Consider the following 22,067-nt stretch of genomic DNA (forward strand, 5'->3'; position numbering starts at 1 on the left):
CGACAGTCTCCCTGTTGCAGCAATATTTTGATTAAAGTGAGTATGAATTTTCCCTGACACACTATTTACGAGTTCAGGAATTGCCTTTACGTAAGTTGATAGTAACTTTCCAACTTCTCTATACTCTAAAATTAGAGCAGGAACTTCACTTAAGCCTTTAGAGGCAAGGTCTTCTAATACAGATGAATCTGTAGAATATCCCGTTTTTGTTTTCTTTCCTACAGGTAGCCCTAACTCTTCAAATAGAAGGGCCCCTACTTGCTTAGGAGAATTTAAATTCACAGGCTCCATGCTTAATGCATCTACTTTAGCCTGAAGTCCATCTAACTTTTCCTGTAGCTCTTTTTCATAGTCAGCAAAGAATGCAGAGTTAATATGAACACCTTCAAACTCCATACGAGCAAGGATTGGTGTTAATTGATTGTCTAATTTTTCAAATATTGGAAGTAGTTCTTTTCTTTCTAATTCTTCATAAAGAAACTCTTTAACTCTAAAAGCTGTATGAGCTCTAGCCAGTGATATTTCTCTAACAACTTCTTCTTCATTGTCTGAGGCCAGAGGTTTCTTCTTATCGTATACAGGAATCCCACTACCTAAGAATTTATCACTTAAGAATTCAACGTTATTTTTCTCTCCTGCATTTGCAACAAATTGAGCTTGTACAATATCAAAGATATTAGCTTTAATTTGTGTCTTATTCTTTATGCAGAAATATAAAAGAGACTTGTAGTCAGAGACAGATATAGTTAAATCACTACGGTCAATAATATCAAGTAAAACCTTGTGAGACTGTTCACCACCAATAAAAGTAGCTTCATTTTTCTTAGTGCTTATAGCAATAGAGAAAATTTCAAATTCGTATGGGTTTTGAGAAGTATATTGAATATCTAAACCAATAAGTTCTGCTTCTTTGACTTGAGCCTCATCATATTCTTTAGACGCTATACTTGGACCATCAGTATTTACAGAGAACTCTCCTCCCTGATCAGCTTGATGATGAGCAAATTTCATATCCTCAAGTTTTACTAGAGCTGACTTAAATCCTAGACCTCTCAAAAACTCAATAAGTGAATCTTCTGGGTAGAAGCTAAATCCTGAATCCTTTGCACTTAGACCTAGGTCTACATCTGTTTTGATTTCAATTAAGCTTTTTGAAAGTAAACCATCCTCAAGATATTCACCAAAAGCTGTAGTAAGCTTCTTACCTTTTAGAGTATCTTTAATTTCAATACACTTATCTAGAGTCCCATGTTCAGCAAGAAGTTTAGCTGCACCTTTAGCTCCTATCCCCTTCATTCCAGGAATATTATCTGAGGCATCTCCTACCATTGAAAGGTAATCTACAATTTGATCAGGATAAACACCCATCTTTTCGAAAACACCATCTCTATCATAGATCTTATCTTTCATCGTATCTAACATCTTTACGTTATCACCGATAAATTGCATTAAATCCTTATCACCAGAGGCGATAAGAATTTCATCAAATTCACTCTTCCACTGAACACATGCTGAACCAATTAAATCATCGGCCTCAAAACCTTCAACAGTTGAGCTTGGTAATCCCATATGATCAATAAGTTGTTTGATTAAATCAAATTGTGGCACCAACTCTTCAGGGGGAGCGCTTCTGTTAGCCTTATACTGGTCATAAAGCTCATTTCTAAAAGAGCCACCCTTTGTATCTCGAGCTAATAGAATATGTGAGGGTTGATATTTAGATAGGAGTTTCAATAGCATTGATAAAACTCCATGGACCGCATTCACTGGAACACCTTCTGGAGAATGTAGCACTCTTATCGCGTAGAAAGCGCGAAAGATGAAACTACTAATATCTACTATTATTAAACGATTCTTTGCCATACATTACCCTACAGAAATTAATTTTTTTGAGGGTTAATGTACCGAGAATTAAGGAAGTTGAAAAGCAATCAAGTCATTTGGCTATCAGGGTCAAACCAACTATCTTTTCTTTTCTTAATCTGCTCACCTGAACCATCGTTGGCCATAACAGAAGTATCTGCCATTACATCACCTAGTCGATGTCCAGAGTCTAACTTATGAAGTAAATAAATTTCTAGGATAAGTAGTGGAATTCCAAGCAGTATGGCAAAAATCCATCCCCAAATAGGAACTATTGCAAAGAAAAGCGGTATTAAAAATGGAAGATTTCTAATAACGGATTGCTTTAGAGAGCACGGTTTACCATCTTCTAGAGATATGACAGCAAAGCCCATAAACTTCTTTCCAACACTTTGACCATTTTGCAGACTATCGGCAATTGCGACATAAAACAGAGCCAGTATAATCCCTACCGGATAGAAGAATACAGACAGTATTAATGCAATAAATAGGTCAATACCTTTAGCGATAAGACGAGATAAACGTGCAACTTTAATGGGTGATTTTAATAAATATTTTCTATCCATACAGCTATTCTATCCTATTGATTTCTTATCAAATACGAGGAATTATTTGCATTTGTCAAAGTATGACTACTAGCAATATTGTAACATATCTATACAATTGAACACTAATAAGTTAGAAATATAATTTCAAACAATAAAGAAATTATTAGGAGATAGATATGAGTAACGTAGGAAAAACAGACCAAGCTAGCTTTGACACTGATGTTATTAACTCTGACAAGCCAGTTCTAGTAGATTTTTGGGCCGAATGGTGTGGACCTTGTAGAACACTTGGACCAGTTCTTGACGAAGTGGCAGGAGAAGTTGGCGAGAATGCTAAGATCCTAAAAGTAAATGTAGATGAAAACGGTGACCTTGCTCAAAAGTATGGAATTCGTGGAATCCCTACAATGATCTTCTTTAAGAATGGTGAGCCAGCAAAAACTTTAGTTGGACTTCAAGGAAAAGAAGAAATCAAAAAGACTTTGGAAGAACTAGCTTAATTTGCTAAACTTACATATATAAAGTTATTTAAGCGGAAGTAATCTTCCGCTTTTTTTTTAGGAGAACACCTTGTCTAAGTTTATAATCGAAGCCCTTAACGATGCAAAAGATACACTTGAGAAATTCATCAATAACGAAGCTAATATTTCAGCAATGGATTCAGCAATTAAGACTTTTATTAGCACACTAAATAATGGCGGAAGAATTTATAGCTGCGGTAATGGTGGTTCAATGTGCGATTCAATGCACTTTGCTGAAGAACTTACTGGAAGATACAGAAAAGACAGAAGAGCACTTGCTGCAATGTCATTCAGTGACCCAAGTCATATGAGTTGTGTTGGAAACGATTTTGGTTACGACGCTATTTTTCAAAAGATGGTTGAAGCATTTGGACAAAAGGGAGATTCTCTTCTCGCAATATCTACAAGTGGTAATTCTGGTAACGTCATAAATGCAGTGAACGAAGCAAAGGCCAGAGGCGTAACAACAATTGGTCTACTTGGAAAAGATGGTGGAAAATTAAAAGATATGGTTGATATTGCCATCATCGTAGAGTCACCTCTTACAGATAGAATTCAAGAAATTCACATTAAAATCATTCACAACTTCATCGAAGGTATTGAGCGAGAGCTTTTCCCAGAGCACTACTAGAGCATTAGCGGGCAGTATTTGCCCGAAAATGAAACCATAGCGAAACTTCTATTTTCCACTACAATGTAATAATAACTAGTTGGAATAAACAAGGAGTTTTGTTTCTATGGAAGCAACAGCTGTATCGACATCAATGAACGGAATTGCACAATTTATCCAAAGTGGTGGGATCTTTATGTGGGTTATCCTACTGATCTGGGCCATAGGTATTGCAATTGCCATAGAACGTTTTTCAAAATTATCTTTTAAGCTCGACGTAGACGGCGCATCGTTTATGAATGAACTACAAAGGTACATCCTCTCAAATGACATTCAAGGTGCCATTAGAGTTTGCTCTGGTTCAGTAGCAGCTCTTCCAAAGGTATTAAAAAGTGGTCTAAAGAGATCAAACCAATCTACTGCTCAAGTTCAAAATGCAATTGATGCAACAGCACTTGAGGTTATACCAAAGGTTGAACTAAGGCTTAACTATCTTCAGTTAATTGCTAACGTTTCTACTCTATTTGGTCTACTTGGAACTATTCAAGGTCTTATTCAAACATTCGCTGCTGTAGGTTCTGCTGACCCAGCTCAGAAGCAAGAGTTACTTGCTCTTGGTATTTCCAAAGCGATGAATACGACATTTCTTGGTCTACTAGCTGCAATATCAGTAATGATGCTTCATGCATTCCTAGCTTCTAAGTCTGAAAAAATCATTAATGAAATTGATGAATTTTCAGTAAAGCTTTTAGACTTACTTGGAACAAAACAAGAAAAAGAAAACTAAGAGAATTATTTAGAGGTCAATGTGTATAGAGCACCAAGTAGAAGAAAAACAAAAAAGGAAGTTGAAAAACCAAATCTAATTCCAATATTAGATGCGGTTTTCATATTTATTTTCTTTTTACTTATGTCTTCTAGATTTTTAAACATAAATGAAATTCAAAGTGACGTGCCTATCGTCTCAGATAGGCAACCACCAAAAAGTAATAAGAAGCCATTAGCACTTACTTTAAGAATTCAAAATACAAGAATACAAGTACTCACAGGAGTACCTGGTTCTGTAAGAAAGAATATTGGAAAAGATGCTGAGGGTGATTATGACCTTCGTTCTCTTAGAGAGTACTTAATAACACTTAAGCAAAAAAACGTTGATGAAAAATCTATCGTTCTAGAGCCCCTAGTAGACGTAAGCTACGAAGACATTGTTAAGATTATGGACTCAGTGAGAGACTTAAATAAAACAGATCCTGATATTTGGACAAAAACCAAAGATGGAATGGATTTAAGAGTTAAAGAGCTATTTAACAATATTGTTTTCGGTAACATCCAGAGTTAATTATGAGTAGAGTTAGATCAATTTCAGGTAGAGGAAGAACAAGAAGAAAGAAAAAGTCTTTCGAGATTGATATTACTTCTCTTCTAGATATTCTTGTTATTCTTTTAGTTTTTCTGATTAAGAATTATAACGCTTCTGGTATTGTTCTAAATGTACCAAAAGGTATTGAACTACCTACTTCTAAGTCTCAATCACTGAATACATCGGGAATTATTGTTCAAGTGTCACCAAATACAATATGGGTTGATGATAAGATTATTCTTGAGGCCCAAAAAGATACACTAGCTGAAGATAGAACTGGACGTAGAATTATTCCTCTCTTTAATGAACTTGTTAAAAAGAAAGAAGTTATTAAACAGATTGAAAAGTCTTCTCCAAATGCTAAGAAGTTCTCTGGTGTTGTAAATCTAGTTGTGGATAAAACAATTAAATATAGCTACGTAAAAAAGCTAATGTACACTGCCGCAGCTGCTGGATTTGGAAAGTATAAATTTGTTGTTATGACTGAAGAGTAAGATCTACAGTAAGAATATAAAACTCATCACAAGACAGAAGGCCACTTGGGTTATAAAAACATTATAATAACTAAAGGCCTTCTTCAGTTCTTTAATTGATACTAAAAAGAACACACTCCCCCACAGAACCATAAAGACATTTACAATTAAATCATTCATTCCATGGGCAACTATATTTAAATCTAGAATGAGGGCAACAAGAAAAATTATAAAAATAGTTATATTGAAAATAAATCTAGATAGCTGTTTCTTATCTAACATTCTGGCCCATTGTATAAAGCCCAGACTACCTCTTTCAAAAATACTTAACTGAGTTGAAGCATCACTATACTCCACATTATTAAGTCCTCTTGTTCTAATAAATGTATAAAAAATTTCAGAGAACACAATAAAGAGTAATGCCGGAATAGTGAAATCGGAGACATCCACCTTTCCATCAATAAACTCCAATATACAAAGCACAGTGAAGAGAACTGTAAGGAGAAGCTTTAATCTGAAGTCTGTGAAATTTCCAATCTTTTGAATCATGGGACAAGTATACTTGAAAGTGACTCAATACTAAAAATCAGTCACTTATAAGCACTATAGAGACTCCATAGTGCCCAATATTGAGGTCGCTTAACTCAAGAGGTTATACGCAATAAATGAGCCAACCCATGCAAGCACTCCCATATAAGTGAATGCGAAGATAGGTTGCTTCCAATTGCCTAACTCTCGTCTAAGAATGGCCAGAGTACTAGTGCACTGTAAAGAGAAGACGAAAAATATAAGAATCGACCACGCAACCGCCAAGTTAAATTTAGGCTCGCCTGTAACTTCATCTTTTTCAAGCTTAAGTCTCTCTCTCAATGTAGAAGATTCCTCATCCACTTCACCAAGAGCATATATAGTTCCCATAGTTGAAACAAATAACTCTCTTGCTCCAAAAGCAACAAGTAGCCCTACTCCCATTTTCCAGTCCATCCCTATTGGTTTTAGTACTGGCTCAATTGTCTTACCAATTCTTCCCATAAAAGAGTTCTGTAGTTGTAAAGAAGCTACGACTTCTGGATCTTTGTTTAAAACTTCTGAAGGGTTTAATCTTGGGAAAGTTGAAGCAAACCAGATACCAATAGATAAAACTAAAATAATTGTTCCCGCTTTCTTACAAAAGAATTTCACTTTTTGTAACGCAGTCCCAAGGGCAATTCTTAACCGTGGTCTTTGATATAATGGTAGATCGATAAAAAATGAGCTCGTCTCACCCTTAAAGTAAGTCAGTCTAAAAATTAGCGCCATAAATAAAGCAAAGAAACTCCCTAAGAAATATAGAAAGAAAAATGACAATGCTTGAGAATTTAAGAAACCAAAAACTTTTTCTTTTGGAACAAACGTACCAATAAGAAGTATATATACTGGAAGTCTTGCACTACAAGTGATCATTGGAATGGTCATGATTGTAGCGACTCTCTCTTTCTTACTTGGAATTGTTCTCGCGGCCATAATACCAGGAATAGAACATGCAAATCCAGAAAGATAAGGAAGAAAAGCCTTCCCATTTAACCCAAAGATACTCATCACTCTATCACTTAGAACAGCTGCTCTAGAAATATACCCGGATTGTTCTAAAAGACTTAATAGAAAAAACAATATACCAATCTGAGGAGCGAAGATAATGACTCCACCTACTCCGGCAATAACTCCATCAACCACAAGACTTTTTAAGTAACCATCAGGAAGTACACTCGATGCCCAGTCTCCTAACAGTCCTACTAAAGAATCAACCGAGTCCATTAATGGACCTGCCCATTCATAAATAGAGTTAAAAATCAGATAAAAGATTATTACAAAAATGATTGATCCCCATAGAGGATGAACTAAAAGTTTATCTAGTTTTCTTGTGACCTCTACTCTCTTTGAATCAGGACGAACAATTTTTTCAACTATTTCTCTAGCTCTTTTATGATATTGATTAACTTGATCAAGAACAATCTTCTGGTCTTCTTCTACTATAACTTGTGGAATGTCTTTATAGTCTGGGATATATTCTAAACACTCTTTAGATAAAGTAACCTTACCAGTTAGAGCGACTTCTTCTTTAATACTATCTCTAATGAAGCGATCAATTTCTCTAACATTAGACTTTTTAGAAGATGTTGTCAGGGCCTTAAGACCAGTTTCTTTTTCTATTAATTTTCTTTGCTCATTTGTTATAACTTTTTTGTCATCTTTATTAATAATAAGAACAAGCTTATCACCAATGAGATCCTTAAGCGCAAGACAAAGTGACATAGAAGATTCAAATCTTTCTATATCTACAACAAGAGCGACTAAGTTATAGCTCACATCACTTGTTAAGTTGAGAAGACTATTTAAGCTCACCCCTTCGTCTATACTTGTAGGAACAAGATTATACATTCCAGGTAAATCAACAATCTTCACTTTATTATCGTACTGATCGTTAGAGAGTAAATCCCCTTGAGCAGCATCGACAGTGATTCCAGAATAGTTTGTAACTTTTCTTCTTTGCCCACTTAAAATATTAAATAGAGATGACTTCCCTGAATTAGGGAATCCTACGAGTAGTACTTTAGAATTCATTAATTGATTAACCTTACAAGAATTTTATTAGCGTGACTTCTTCGAATGGCAAAGAAAGTATTTTTACAATGCTTCAAAGACAGAGGACCTAGAAATAGGGCCTTAGAAGTAACTTCAACTTCATCTCCTGGAAGTATTCCAAGTGAAAGAAGCCTAAGGCCTTCTTGTGAGTTTTCAGGAAAGCTATCAATAATAGCTTTTTCACCTATCTTTAGCGTACTCATACGAACTTGCATAAATTCTCCAATCTGACTTATAGTTAAAGAATACAACATTTGTTTGAGTAGGCATACCCATCTGGAAAAAATACATAAAAAAAAAGGGTTCCTTTAGAACCCTTTCTCCTTATATGAATACTATTTACTTTCTTTTAGGATAGAAGTTAAATGGTTGATTTACTTCAACCATTCCACCGCCACGAGGCTCAGGGAACTTAATTCCCTTCAGAACACCTACGACACATCCTTTAACCTTAGATGGTAGTCCGCTTGAGGCAGACTCTACACTCGCCCTTGAGACGTGACCAGAAGCTCCAATTATGAAGTCTAGCCTAACAACACCATTAAAGGCAGATTGAGACTTATCTAGCTCTTGTTGATAGCAGTATCTAAACTGAGGAATATGATCAATAAGAATTCTTCTAATAACATCCGGATCCATTCCACCAAGGACAACTTCCTCAAATGGGACACCAGCAGTATATATACTCTTCTTATTAACAAGACCACTAACACCTTTTGATGAATCAAGCTTTCCTGAAGCTGCTCCCGTTAAGCTTCCTACATTATTAGAAACCTTTGCACGTTTAAGAGTAGATGACTCACTCCCACCAAGGCTTGAACCTGATCCAGAACTAGCACTCAATGTATTAACAGCTTGAGCAGATTTAGCTCCTCCACCCTTCGCCATAAGTGAACTTAAAGTACTTGAGAAGTCTACAGACTTAAATGTATCTACAGCTCCTTTAGACTTACTATTTGCTCTAGCTTTTCTCACTGAGTTTCTTGCTTGAGTTGGGCTTCCACCAGCTTTTTTAGTTGGTGATACTTTATTTATATTCTTATTAACTCTACCTCTATTGGCCGTAGCTTTTTTAGCTGGAGCTTTTGATTTAGCAGACTTACTTCCGGTTTTAACAACTTTTTTCTTTGCTGGTTTTTTTGTAACCTTTTTAACTTCTTTAGCAACTTTAATCTTTTTCTTAGAAGGTGATTTTTGAATCACTTTCTTAGGGGCCTTCTTAGTTTTATCAATGGCCTTAGATTTAGATAAAGTTAGCTTCTTAGGCTTATAAAGGATCGTTGCAATTCTCTCAGGTGCTTTTTCTGTTTCAAGCTCTTCATCAACTGTGTAATAAGTGAAGAAACCTAGAAATAAGAAACATAGAAGAAAAACAAGCATAAACCATTTTAGAAACTCTTTATCTCTTCTTAAAATTGGGGCGTGTGCTACGCGAGGAGGAGCTTCCGTTCCTCTCACGTATACTTGTAAATCTCCATTTACATATCTAACAATATCACTATCATTTAAAAGATATTGTCCGCCAGCAAACGTCTTCTTTGTATCGTTAAGACAAATTTCTTTATATCCAGGTAGTGATGAGAGTAAAACATCATTCCCTCTAATTTCAACAAAAGGAATCTTCTCATCTTTACCTAGGTAGGCATACTCAACATCTTTCTTACCAGGCTTTGCACCAACAAAGTGATAAGTTCCCTCTTTATTTGAGAGGTAATCAACACTATGTACTCTATCCTTATGTAAAATAATAACTTCTACTGCCTTCTTAGCAGGAGTGTAGTCAAAGATTGGGTATAAAGTCTCTACGTCTTCAAAGATATATTCTGTAAAGTCTGCTTTTGGGTCAGCACCAAGAGGATACTCAACGCGAGGAGTAGTCTCAGACGAAGTCTCTGTAATCGGTGACTTCTTTGGAAGCTGAGGTTTCTTTACAACAGCTTTTGGAGTCTCAGGTAAAGAGGAAGCCTCTACTACCGGCTCACTACTTGCCTCAACAATAGGAGGAAGTGAAACGGCCAGCATATCAAGAGGAGGTGGCAAGTCTTCTTTAGCAAAAACCTTAAAAGCAAATTCTAATGAACCAAATTTTATAGTGTCATTTAGCTCAAAGCTTTCAGTTACTATTTTCTTACCATTGATATATGTTCCCATTAAAGTATCCATATCAAATACTTTAAAAGATCCATTAGTTATCTCAATTACAGCATGAATTGAATTGATAGATGGATGATTAATTTGAACATCACAAGCACTTGTACTACCTACAAGAACTCTACGTTTCTTAATAATCTTTCCTTCTTGTCCATGACTCACACCTACTGGTAAAAGTTCATAGGCCTCATTTAATTCTGCAAGAACATCTATGTTCACGTATTAATCCCTGTTAACGAACTCTTTCAACACCTGTTCTAATCTCGGAGTTAAAGTTTTTTCTATATGGTAATTTATTTTTAAATTTTCTTTGATATCGAGGAGCAATTGACAAATCTCCAGGACTCCCTGTTTCACCTTCAATAACAAGATCTTCAAAATCAAATTTTTCATATTTCTTATATCTATAAACAATATTCTTCTTACTCTCTTGAGCACGAACAGAAGTGAATGCCATCAGAAGTATGAATAGAGGTGCTAAAACTTTCATTTACTTGCTCCAGATAACTTTGTTAAAACTTTACTATAGTAAGGTGCGTATTCACCAAGCTGTGCAGTATTAATAGAAGATAGAATTGTTTGAGCATCCTTTCTTCTACCAACATCAGCTAGCGCTAGTGAAAAATTTATTCCAATTTGAGGTTTTGAATAATGGACAGATGTAAGTCTTGAAAATAAAGATACTGCAGCTTCAGCGTTTCCTTCCATTAAATAACTAGTGGCCAATCCATTTAAAGCATCTACATCAGTTGCATTTTTCTTAACCAATCTAGAAAAAATATTTTTTGCATCACTAGTTAAGTGATACTTCAAATATAGTTGTCCCATATTGAACATTGGAGTCATGCTAAATGATCCAACTTCTGAAGCTCTTTTATAGGCCGATAAGGCTTTTTGCTCGAGTCCATTATATTGATAAATAACTCCTAGATTATTCACAGGTGGAGCATAGTCCTTCTTCAGTCCACGAGACTTATTATAATATAGGAGTGCAGATCTCATTTTCCCCTGTAGGTAATAACAAGTTCCTAACATATTCCAATAACCTGGGTGAGACTTATACTTCCTTAAGTTATCTTGAAATATCTTCTTTCCTTCTTCAAAGTTTCTTCTATAGCAATGTGTGATTCCTTGGACCAGTATATCTGCAGATTGATCCACCTTCTCAAGCTTAGGCTCGGGAATTCTTGCTAAAGACTCTGTTGATAGAGAGTCAATTTCTGCAACATCTCCTTGAAAAGAGTCATCACGGCTATTAAAGGCGACTTCTGGAACTTCATTAAAATCGGTATTTTCAACCCAAGAGAACTCTTCAATTGATCCACTTGAAGGGCCTGCGACTTCTTTCTTTGAGCCCGTTGAACAACTAACAACTATCAGGAGAGGTAAAAGTAATAATATTTTCATCTCTGTCCTCCTCTATCCATAATTACACCGTTATTTCTAAGTACATATTCAGGAACAAAACCCTGACCAAAGAGAATAGCGCTATTGTCACTAGATAGAATTTTACTTTTCTTAATTTGAGCAACTGCCTCTTTCTTAAAGTCTGCAGTTTTAGCTTTTAATGGACGAATTAGATTTCTCATACTCTTTTTAAAAGTATCTATATACTCCTTAGATTTACCAGGAGGAGTAAAGTTATCTATTTCATTGATTAAGTGCGAATATGCATCAATCAAAATCTTATAAGATTTCACAATCCCCTTACCTGAACCTATATCCATCGTCTTAACAGCTTCAGCAGTCAATCCATCAAGAGCAAGGAACTTCTTTTGAAGTAGTCCGTTAAACTTTTTATCCGGGAAAGCTAATTCAATATTTTTAAATTGCTTAACTCTTCTTTCAACATTATCTATTTTGATCATTGCAACCTCATCTAAGGCCTCAAGTTCAAAACTCTTCTTATTTCTAACTTTTGAATAATAACGTAAGATGTCTCTTTCAATATTACGTGCATTACTCACTCGTCCTGCGGCAAGGTAAGCATTTCTAATTCTACCTAGAGGGTGAATTAGCTTCGCATATATTTTCTTAGAACTGCTTAACTTTTCAATTTGCTTAAGTGCACTTGACCAGTTCTTTTTCTCAATTTCATACTCTAAGATATCAAGTTCTAGTTCATCTATTTTTGATGTTGAAATATTACAACGATAGGCACTATCTAAAACTTCTCTCGCCCTATCTCCCTGATCATCAGCGAGGGCCACAACAACTGCATTCTTTAGAAATACAGCTTTATTACTACTTCTTTGCTTACATAGCTTGTCTAAAACAAGTGAGTAGATCTCAACACTCTCACTACTTTTTTGGTGGTCAAAAAGGCCATTAGCTATAACTAGAAATGATCCCTGAAACTTTTTAACATTTCGAGATGACATATGGCTTAGCGCTCTTTTAGTCCAACCATAACTTCTATATGAATCACCTAATTCATGAAAAAGCGTTGCAATATTGTATGATGCATTCTGCTTAGCCCCAGCGTCTGAAGTCGGATCCTTATAGATATGAACATAAAGAGCTAAAGCTTGTTTCTTATCACCCTTTGAGCTCGCTTTCTCAACGTTTTCAAATTGCATTGTTAACATCGCAAGCTTAACTTTCTTTGCAAATTTAGGAGTAACTTTAAATTCTCCAGCATTGATCTTTAAAACCCATGACTTAATACCATTTAAGTTACCTTTCTTTTTATGGTGTTCCATAATTCGGGCAAGCATGGCCTCTTGAGTTGAGAAGTTTCGTGGAAAGCTATTCTTATAAGAAATTAATGTTTTCTCACAAGAAGGAATATCTCCACGATCAAAATATAAACCAAAGAGTCTTTGATAGATCTTATTCGCTTGTTTTGACTTTGAATCTGCTCTTAAAGAATTCAGATAAGCAACTTCAATATATTTATCTTTATTCTTTTTACTTATATTTTTACCACCAAGAGCGGCCATCATACCTTCGTTAGAAAGTTTGATATATTTTGAATTATTAATATCTTGAGCTCTTTTTAATGATTCTGAATAAGCTTCTACAGCACTATTATTCATATCTGCAGCAAAGTATGTTTCCGCAGCTAGAAAAGAGTACTTGTATGCATTTAATGGATCATATTGAGCTAATAAAGAGAAGTAACCTACTGCAAGCTTAGCCTTACTTTGAAGTGTTTTCTTTTGCTTCTTGTACTGCTTACCGTTTACTTGCTTTTGAATAATTCCACTTATTCTCTTAAGTTGGTATTCTAGGACCTTTATTTGCTCGCCGTTTAATTTCTTCTGCTCATAGTACCTAAGTAGTAGCTTTGCAACACTTAGATGCTTGTGATATTTTCCGAATCGCTCGTAAAGATTTAAAAGCTTTATATTAATCTCAATATCTTCTTCTTCAGATACTTTATAACTTAGAGCCTGCTTAAGAGTTTTTTCAGCTGGTGAATACTTCCCTCTACTCATCAAATAAGTTGAAACTTTTAAAAGATTTGAAGCTATATTCTTACCAATACTTTTATAGAACTTAACAGCTTGGTCAACTCTTCCAGAATCAGTATAAAAATATGCAAGATCTCTCTCTATTGAGAAACTCATATCAATATACTTTGAATTCTTACTTAGCTTATAGGCTTCTCTCATTAGGGAGATTGCTCTTTTTTCTCTACCACTTCTGTAATAAGACCATGCTAGATTAACACTATCTTTTGTGTACCACTTATCTCTAAACCTCTTATTTCTAAATGCATTTTCATACAATGGTATTGCTTTCTTATATTGTCCTTGATTGAAGTAAATCTCAGCCAAAGCAATTTTAGATCTTGTTGATGTAAAGCTTGTTTTCTTAGAAGATTTTACTGATCTAGAAAAATAAGTTTGTGCTTTCTTATCTTGCTGAAACTCTTTCGCATTATAGGCCATAATGTAATACACATCAGACTTACCACTAAATTTTGGAAATTTCTTCAAAATAAGCTGACATGTTTTCTGGGCCTGAATAAAGTAGTTATTTGAACTGCTGAAGAATTTATTTCTATCTATTTTCTGTCTTTGTTCCGCTGGAAGCTTAACATACCTAGAGTTTTCTAACTCTTTAACAAGTCTTGCTTTCTCTAATAGAAGCTCGGCCATTCTCAACAACAGATCAGGATTTGATGTTCTTGTTTGCTTGTTTAGCCTAGTAACTTCCTTAAGTTCCAAATCAATAACTTTTACAAGTTCATTTCGTCTACTGTTATCATTAGAAAAACTAGAGAATGAACTAGTTAAGAGAGCACAGAATAAAATTGTTTTAAATAGTTTTTTAAAGAGCATTGCCGCTACACTCCGATTTTAAAGAGAATACGTAATCACCAAGTTCATCGGCCCAAAACTCTCCGTTAAAATTCCAAAAATATTGTTTATCAGTTCTTTTAAGGTTTTTAATATCTCCACGACCTCTATTCATAGAAACATCAGGAGAATATAAACTCTCCTTTCTTCTCGCTAGAACCTCGAGCTTGATATAACTCATATCTAGAAATGTTTTTCTTACTTGATGCCAACCTAGGTGAAGCCTTTTTCTTACATATGCCCCAACTAAATTTCTTTGAAGTAAAAGTGCTTCCTTTAAATTAATCTTTAGAATACTTTTCATTCTACTCTTAGGAAGCTTATTGATGACTTCAAACTCATCTCTACCTGTATGAAAACTATCAAACATTTCTCTAAAAGTAGGATCTCTAGATATTGAATTTAGCATTTTATTTAGCAAAGTATTTCCACTCTTTTTTCCTTTCATTGATGATTTAGAAAGTAAGTAGAAATACTTGTAGTCTTTTCCATGTTTTTTTAGAAATGATTCAATCTCTCGATGATTTTTTTCATTATTCTTATAGAAGTCATCTACAACTCTCAAGGTATCTTGCCAAAGGCACAATTCCATATAAGTTAATGATCTAAGAACATCAATTTCTGGATTAAAGATGAATGATAGAAATGGAGAATTATAAGTAACAAGTTTACCAAGAGTTCTATTGTAATCTCTCATGTAAAAGCTATTCCAAGCTTCTTCAAATAGTATTTCAGGCCAAATATGTGAAGATTTCGATAAATCAAGATAGTCTAAATTTGCGAGTTCATACTTTCCTCTTGAAAAGTTTGCTCTCGCTTTTCCAACAATACAGTAGTCACGATTAATATTTAACTGTCTCTTTCTATTAACATTTCCAAAGTTACTAGTTGATTCAGATTTAGAAATACATTCTTCATATGCTCTAATGGCCGAAGAATGCTTATTTGTGATTGAAAATATTGATCCCTCTAAAAATAGAGCAAATGCCTTTGATGGATGCTGACTAGGAATAGTTCCATTTAATTCAGCTAAGGCCTTCTTATACTTACTTGCTCTGAAGTACTTTTTTGCCAATATATACTTCAATGTTGGAGCTTTAGACTTAGCTAAGAATGAAACAGGTAAGACCTCAAACTGCTTTACCCCTACATTTGAAACAACTTCATCAATTAATGAATCGAGTTCTTTACTATTAAGACGATTCCCTCTTGCAAGAAGTTCCTTAATATAAGGAATTGAAGCGTAATAAAGCTTCTCCTTAACAAGATTTTGAATTACGTTTGGATAATACTTTACACTGCCACGACTTTTTTTAAGATAGTCCCATGCAACATCAGTACTTGCAGCAACATTTAGACTCATTAAAGCTGCTAATAAAATTATTTTTCTCTTCATGAAGAACATCCTGTTCATCCTTATTTAGAAAGTTATCCCAAGAGCGACAGTTAGGTCGTAGTTACTGTAAAGCACATCTTCTGCTCCAACTAGCTTTGCCTCTGTTGCGTTATAATTTACAGAAGTAAGGTCTATTCTTAAGTCCCATCTTTCTGAAATATAAAACTTTGCTCCAATATCCCACATAATTCCTGTATGTGACTCAGTTGTAAGAGTTGTATCTCCACCACTAGTTGTTATTTCATTTCTATTATTTGTTTCTTCTATTTTTGCAAAACCAATTCCTAGAATCCAATCCATATAGATAATCTTATTGAATGTATTAATTTTATTATAGAAAGGTGACCATAAGAACATTGCTCCCATATAACTATCGACAATTCTTCTAAATGGAAATGATCCAGGTCCACCAGGATTTCGAACAGATGTTGCAGTAGAGTTCTCTTCACCACTATTCATTGAATAAACAAATTCAACTCCCATCTCTTCTTTTACAAAGTAACCTACTCTTCCCTGAAATGCTGTTGCATCTACGAATGCGCCAGACGTAGTCATTCCATAACCAGCTGTTGCATGGAGACGTCCTGCTTTTCGAAATTTTCGATTTTGTAAAACGAATACTTCTTTATCTGGATCTAGCCAAGAAAAGTCATATGCATCACCTTCTGCTGCATAAGATTGGATAGAGAAAAAGAAATTTACTAATAAAAAAGAGAATACTATGAACTTACTCATATAATACGCGTCCTGCTAAATTAAAAAGAGGGATTCCTTCCCTCTATATTCATGGAGTTATTCTATCATATCAGTGACTAAGTAAAAACCTGCTACACTAAAAGTGGCATAAATTTCCAAATGTACACTGACTACAATGTTCTTGATTAATAACGTCAGGTTTAGAGGTTAACTTCCAATCATTATGTAGGGAGTCTCTTAACTCTTTATGGGTATAAATCTTCTCAATATTATCTTTCATATCAACAAAAGAGAGAACAAGCTTTACTGAAGTATTCAAGTATTCAGGATAGAGAATCTGATACGCGTAAGCATACGCTTTCAATTGGAACCAATACGGTACTTCTTTCGATTCCTCCCTATTCCCCGTCTTAAAGTCCCATATCTCAAGTAGATCATCTGAACTCTTAGGCGTTAATACTAAATCAGGAGTCCCAGAAATCATTTGATCAAAAAATGGAAACTTTATCATCTCCTCTGAAATGAAATCAAAATCTATTCTTTTCTTTTTTAACTCATCAATAGTCCAATTAAAGGAATCAATATCTTTTTTTACATTTTTATCGATGAAGGAAGCTGGAGCAATCCAGTTTCTTTTTACTGCAAAGCTTAATGCTTCGTGAATTTCAGTCCCTCTTGAAGCACTTGAGCTTAAAACTCCCTCTTCTTCAATCTGCTCATTTGACTTAACTCCACTATAGACTGTCTCTTTACCAGTAAGCTCTTCCACATCTTCTTCAGTAAACTTACAGACATTTAGTAGATAAAACTTTCTTGGACACTGAGAAATTGTTGCAAGTCTTGTGACAGAGAGCTCAGAGATAACTCCTAAGCTATTTTCATTACTATGTGCCGATGTAACACCAAGAGGATCCATATGAAAGAGTGGGGCCTTTAGCTTTACAAAATTCACCTCAAGTCCATTTACTTCTCTTTGTGTAGACTTAATCTTTTCCATAAAGTCGACTTTATTTATTAAATCTTCTTCTTGCCACTTTCTGAGTCCACATACCCAACTATTTTTTGCACTCTGAAGAGGTTCTCCATTAAGAGATAAATCAGTCCAATAAACATTTTTTTGCGCCCTAGTACTTGCCACGTAGAAAAGCCTTTTTGATTCCGCAAAGTCTTTCTTCTTATAAAGTAATCCTTCATATATGAATATTGGTGTTGCATACGCTTTCTTCTGTCTCGAGTCCTTTTTCCACTTAAAGCTCCAAGGAAGCTTCCCAAAGAAGCTCATCTCCGGCATTGTCCTTCCGTTATTATGAATACCTCCAACAAAGACGTTATCAAACTCTAATCCTTTTGAGGCGTGAGCTGTCATAATTTGAACTCTTTTAGAATCCTTACCGTACTCAAACTCAATTGAGTATTTAACATCTGAGTAGCCTAATAACTTAATCTGGATTTGCTCAAGATCATCTCCACACATATCACATAGCTCTTTAACTATTTGGCCATTATTTTTATGATTAGAGTTTAGAAGACCTACTAAAAAAGAAAACTTTAAAAAGGCATTATATACACCGAGGGTTAGTATATCGGCCTTAAATTGCTCCACACCACTTTCAAAGTGCTCAACAGGAGACAGGTTTAACAATTTAAAATATCCATTTAAATAAAACTTTAAATTCTCAAGACTATTTTCTTCTTTATCAGAAAGTAGATAATCTATTAGAGTTTTAAATATTGCTAAGATTGGATCTTCAGCTAAAGGAACTTTAATTTGAGCAGTAAAGCCGACATCACTTTTAATTAATTCATTTATTAAGTATTTAGAAGGACTTAAGTTTTTATATAATACGCAAACATTTTCATCTGTATTTTCAATAATATCTTTTATCTGAACATAGAATGATTTAGATTCAAAAATGGAAAAGTCCTCACTCTTAGGCTTTTCTTTTTCTTCGTAAAATTCTCCAACATCATATTTTGAAATAACAACTTTCCCACTATTCTCATCAGTTCTCTCAAATGGAAAAGTTTGATAATCAACTGGAACACTGTGTGTATCAACTCCTTCAAAGTTGTGACCTATCTTAAATAAGTAATCAAAGAGATAATTATTTAAATCTATAATATTTGAGTGAGATCTATAGTTATTTGTTAATTTTAAAGTCTGAGGAGATTTTTCCATACAGCTCTTAAATACTCCTAACTCTCCTCCCCTGAATCCATAAATGGCCTGCTTCATATCACCGACAGTGAAGAGCTTATTAAAGTCTCCATCAATAATATGACTAAGCATTTCAAACTGAACTTCTGAAGTATCTTGAAACTCATCGACAATGAAATAGCTATAATTGTTTGCTATGTTCTTCCTATTCTCTTCATTATCAAGAGAAAGAGAAACGTAATACTCTAAATCGGAGAAAGTAACTCCAGGAATATCGCGGTAATGTTTTTCAATATAGCTAAAAATTAAGTAAGTAGAGTCCCACCAACTACGAATATCTCCATCAATAGAGTTAAAAGTCAGAGAGATATCTTCCGAGTATTTCTTTAAGAATGTTCTAAATTCTTTAATTAGATTGAATTGTTCATCGAGCTCTGGTGTTTTTATTTTTTTTCCAGGTCCAGTCAATCTAGATATTTCATCAAACATAGAAATGGAATATTCAAAATCTTCTAAGCTCCATTCTTCTTTATTACTGTAGCGATTTTGAATCTTTTGAAATACTTGAAACCAAACCTTATCATTGTATTCACTAAATGGGGCTAGATCGACAGGATTCTTCCATAGGTCATCAACACCTAAGAGTTCCCAAATTTTTGGCCAAATATCCGATAGGTCTTTCTCAATTGTTTCAAATTTTAGTTTTTTCCACATCAGTCTTATTTCTGGTGAACCAAAAATATTCAACATAGACTTAATTATCTGAGAAGAGTTTAAAGAAATAATTTTCCTAAACTCCTCACTTGGTATTTCATTCAAGTGATTTTCAAACCATCTTTCATAAAGTTTTGTAATTTTCTCTCTGTACTCACTCTCAGAAATAATACCAATACTTGAAGAGATCCCAGGCACAAGACCTTGCCCTATTAATTTATAACAAAATCCATGGATCGTACTTATTGTCATAAAATCAATCGCATTCTTTATAATAAGCCAATACTCGAGATCCTCTTCGACAATATCGATTTGAGCTTCAACTCTTAAAAGTAACCTCTCATAAATTTCACCTGCAGCTTTCTTTGTAAATGTCATCAGTACTATTTTTGAAAAGTAAGATTGAATACGTTGCTCAAACTCCATGAGGTCAAGGCTCTTATTTTCATCAATAAACTTAGTAGCTAAGAAGATAACATGTTCAACTAAAACAAAGGTTTTTCCTGATCCAGCACCTGCACTTAGGAGTACTCCTCCAGTGTGCTCAATAGCTAATTTTTGTTCTGAGTTAGGCGCTCTCATTATAATGATCCTCTTGTACATAAGTTAGATACTGAACAAAAAGTACAGGTATCATCTTTGGCAGGCTCTGCTTTCCAGGCAACTTCACTTTTAAGTTCTTCAATAACACTATCTTCATATTCACAGTATTCTGAAAACCATCCAGCAACATCGTCAAAGGCAGACTTTCTCTGCTTCTTAGCTAGACCAGCTTTATCAAGGAAGTCCATTGCAAGTTCATGAGCACCATGAATTATTAAACATTCATCAGTATCAGATAAGTTCACAAATCCCCAAAATAGAACATCCTGGATCTCACCTCCAAAATGCTTTAAATAGAATGGTAGTTGAATTTTTGTAAACTTTTCGACTTCACTTTTATTAGGGATACTGTAACCTGATCTTTTAAAGTCTAAAATAATTACTTTATCTTCAAACTTTATAAGACAATCAATTCTCCCTGAGACAAATTCTTTATCTGCGAGATAGTCTTCAAAAGTTATAATACTTCCAGGAAGGGCCTCTAAAATATTTAGAATATATTTAATTCCGTTTTCACTATAATTATATATTTCATAGAGAGAGATTTTTTCTTTCACTTCACTTAGATATTTTCTATTTTCTTGAACGAAGTTCTTATAGACCTCAGAAACAACCTCTTTCAATATTTCTTCACTCCAGACCTTTGATTTCTCAAAGTACTTCTCTATAACCTCATGCTCAAGGCTCCCTATCTCATTAGGTCTTAAGTCTCTAGAGTTATTTGCATCGATTTCTCTTCTTTCCAAATACGTATAAAAGAACTTACGAGGACAATCAATATATGTTTGAAGCTTACTTGCAGATACTTTTTGATCAAATGTCTTACCATTAGTATCTAAAACATTCTTATCTACAATTTCTCTAGATTTAAAAATTTCTTCTCTATCAAACTCTATCCCTCTAAAGAATTCACTCCAGTTTCGATCTGACTCAACAAGACCTTCTTGAATGCAAAAAGTGACCTTATTTGTATCGAGTAATTCTCTAAATTTTTCTCTTACGATTAAAAATTCAAGTTCTGGGCGCTGAATTGGCCCAAGCGATGATAAGAACTTCATAATATCTTCTTGATACTTACTGCCGCCCTTTTTTACACCTTGATATGAATCATTTAATAAGAATAAAGTATCTTCCTCTTTACTACTCTCAAGTTCATTTAAGCCTAGAATAGAAATAGAGTCATCTGTATCCATGATCGGAGCAAAGTAATCTCTAGGAAGATTTAAATTTACAATCTCTCGAATAACTTGAATGTCATAGAATTTAAATTCTTCATTATCTTCTGATAGTTCTCGATAACTATCTATTATTTTAAGAAGCGCACTATAAACTTTTAAAAGTCTAAAGTTCTTTTCTTCAACACCTTTAATCAATTGTGTATTAACTTTCTCTTGAATCATCTCCACGAGACTTTCAGTCTCAATACCTTCTCCAACAAAGTTCTCAATTTCATCAATAGCTCTTTTCGTATACGCACTAAAAAGATCTGCTGTAGTTCTAAACTGAGTTGGCGATACACTCACTTCTAAACAGGAATCAAGAGTGACTTTCTTCTCACCTAGGAGAAGCTGCTTTGGATCCTCTACAGAAAGAACATCTTTTAGCTTCTGAGCTAATCGCTTCTTTGGGAAGAAATATGTTTTAATATTTTTCTCAAAGCTGGCAAGCTCTTCTTTTATTTCATCTGCTTTAAACCATCTTATCCAGTCGCCTGGTCTAGTTTGCTTAAAGACTTCTTCTGAAAAAGGTATGATTACTTTATTTCTAATTGATAGAGAGTTAAATAGATCAACCTGTCCTGAGTTTATATGATTGAAGCCCCAGAATAAATATGTCGTCTCGACTTCATCTTTAATTCCCACTTTCAAGTTATGAGAGAGAATTTCATTTGCCTTATGCTCATCAATAATTCCAAGTTGCTCAAAATACATCCAGTATATTGGTAAACTCTTTTGAATGGCCTCATCATAAAAAGGTAGAACCTCTTTGATCATTTCAAAATCCAGAGTGTACCCACGCAGCTCCGTAAATAAATTAAAGCTATC

The 22,067-nt window shown here is 34.4% G+C and carries 18 protein-coding genes; 5 read left to right on the forward strand and 13 right to left on the reverse strand.

Features of this window, described 5'->3' with window-relative positions; translation table 11 throughout:
- Both ABX784_RS08390 and ABX784_RS08395 read right to left on the reverse strand, forming a co-directional pair.
- The coding region (locus ABX784_RS08390; protein ID WP_372654573.1) for a DNA polymerase at positions 1-1,863 on the reverse strand (1,863 nt) is incomplete at its 3' end.
- A 68-nt stretch (positions 1,864-1,931) separates the two neighbouring features.
- Positions 1,932-2,429: an RDD family protein gene (locus ABX784_RS08395; protein WP_372654574.1), complete on the reverse strand. Its 498-nt coding sequence runs from the start codon at positions 2,427-2,429 to the stop codon at positions 1,932-1,934.
- A gap of 158 nt (positions 2,430-2,587) precedes the next feature.
- Here ABX784_RS08395 and trxA point away from each other — a divergent pair, with 158 nt between their 5' ends.
- From trxA to ABX784_RS08420, 5 genes are all read left to right on the forward strand, one after another.
- Positions 2,588-2,911 carry a thioredoxin gene (gene trxA, locus ABX784_RS08400; RefSeq protein ID WP_372654575.1) on the forward strand — a complete coding sequence of 108 codons (324 nt, stop codon included), beginning with the start codon at positions 2,588-2,590 and terminating at the stop codon, positions 2,909-2,911.
- Positions 2,912-2,981: 70 nt separating this feature from the next.
- Positions 2,982-3,563, forward strand: a complete 582-nt coding sequence (locus ABX784_RS08405; protein WP_372654576.1) for an SIS domain-containing protein — start codon at positions 2,982-2,984, stop codon at positions 3,561-3,563.
- 106 nt (positions 3,564-3,669) lie between these two features.
- A complete protein-coding gene (locus ABX784_RS08410) occupies positions 3,670-4,329 on the forward strand; it encodes a MotA/TolQ/ExbB proton channel family protein (RefSeq protein WP_372654577.1) in 660 nt (219 codons plus the stop codon).
- A gap of 21 nt (positions 4,330-4,350) precedes the next feature.
- Positions 4,351-4,881, forward strand: a complete 531-nt coding sequence (locus ABX784_RS08415; protein WP_372654578.1) for an ExbD/TolR family protein — start codon at positions 4,351-4,353, stop codon at positions 4,879-4,881.
- A gap of 2 nt (positions 4,882-4,883) precedes the next feature.
- Positions 4,884-5,396, forward strand: coding sequence for a biopolymer transporter ExbD (locus tag ABX784_RS08420; RefSeq protein WP_372654579.1), 513 nt, complete (start codon positions 4,884-4,886; stop codon positions 5,394-5,396).
- A 3-nt stretch (positions 5,397-5,399) separates the two neighbouring features.
- On the opposite strand, the gene ABX784_RS08425 is transcribed toward ABX784_RS08420, so the two are convergent.
- From ABX784_RS08425 to ABX784_RS08475, 11 genes are all read right to left on the reverse strand, one after another.
- On the reverse strand, positions 5,400-5,924 hold the full coding sequence (locus ABX784_RS08425) for a hypothetical protein (RefSeq protein ID WP_372654580.1): 525 nt from the start codon (positions 5,922-5,924) through the stop codon (positions 5,400-5,402).
- A 90-nt stretch (positions 5,925-6,014) separates the two neighbouring features.
- Positions 6,015-7,976, reverse strand: coding sequence for a ferrous iron transport protein B (gene feoB, locus ABX784_RS08430; RefSeq protein WP_372654581.1), 1,962 nt, complete (start codon positions 7,974-7,976; stop codon positions 6,015-6,017).
- On the reverse strand, positions 7,976-8,212 hold the full coding sequence (locus ABX784_RS08435; protein WP_372654582.1) for a ferrous iron transport protein A: 237 nt from the start codon (positions 8,210-8,212) through the stop codon (positions 7,976-7,978). Before ABX784_RS08435 ends, feoB begins: the two co-directional genes overlap by 1 nt.
- 124 nt (positions 8,213-8,336) lie before the next feature.
- Complete coding sequence (locus ABX784_RS08440) at positions 8,337-10,367, reverse strand: AgmX/PglI C-terminal domain-containing protein (protein ID WP_372654583.1); 2,031 nt, start codon at positions 10,365-10,367, stop codon at positions 8,337-8,339.
- Positions 10,368-10,380: 13 nt separating this feature from the next.
- Positions 10,381-10,638: a hypothetical protein gene (locus ABX784_RS08445; protein ID WP_372654584.1), complete on the reverse strand. Its 258-nt coding sequence runs from the start codon at positions 10,636-10,638 to the stop codon at positions 10,381-10,383.
- Positions 10,635-11,555, reverse strand: a complete 921-nt coding sequence (locus ABX784_RS08450; protein ID WP_372654585.1) for a tetratricopeptide repeat protein — start codon at positions 11,553-11,555, stop codon at positions 10,635-10,637. The genes ABX784_RS08445 and ABX784_RS08450 overlap by 4 nt, the downstream gene beginning before the upstream one ends.
- On the reverse strand, positions 11,552-14,437 hold the full coding sequence (locus ABX784_RS08455) for a tetratricopeptide repeat protein (protein ID WP_372654586.1): 2,886 nt from the start codon (positions 14,435-14,437) through the stop codon (positions 11,552-11,554). Before ABX784_RS08455 ends, ABX784_RS08450 begins: the two co-directional genes overlap by 4 nt.
- Complete coding sequence (locus ABX784_RS08460) at positions 14,427-15,851, reverse strand: hypothetical protein (protein WP_372654587.1); 1,425 nt, start codon at positions 15,849-15,851, stop codon at positions 14,427-14,429. The genes ABX784_RS08455 and ABX784_RS08460 overlap by 11 nt, the downstream gene beginning before the upstream one ends.
- Positions 15,852-15,875: 24 nt before the next feature.
- Positions 15,876-16,586 (reverse strand): outer membrane beta-barrel domain-containing protein, encoded by a 711-nt coding sequence (locus ABX784_RS08465; RefSeq protein ID WP_372654588.1) that lies wholly within the window; start codon positions 16,584-16,586, stop codon positions 15,876-15,878.
- A gap of 97 nt (positions 16,587-16,683) precedes the next feature.
- The gene (locus ABX784_RS08470; protein ID WP_372654589.1) at positions 16,684-20,001 is read right to left on the reverse strand and encodes a UvrD-helicase domain-containing protein; all 3,318 of its coding nucleotides are present in this window, start codon (positions 19,999-20,001) and stop codon (positions 16,684-16,686) included.
- On the reverse strand, positions 20,001-22,067 hold a 2,067-nt coding region (locus ABX784_RS08475), incomplete at its 5' end, for a PD-(D/E)XK nuclease family protein (protein WP_372654590.1). The genes ABX784_RS08475 and ABX784_RS08470, both read right to left, overlap by 1 nt.

It is taken from the genome of Halobacteriovorax sp. (assembly GCF_041587335.1).
In the GTDB taxonomy this organism is placed as follows: domain Bacteria; phylum Bdellovibrionota; class Bacteriovoracia; order Bacteriovoracales; family Bacteriovoracaceae; genus Halobacteriovorax.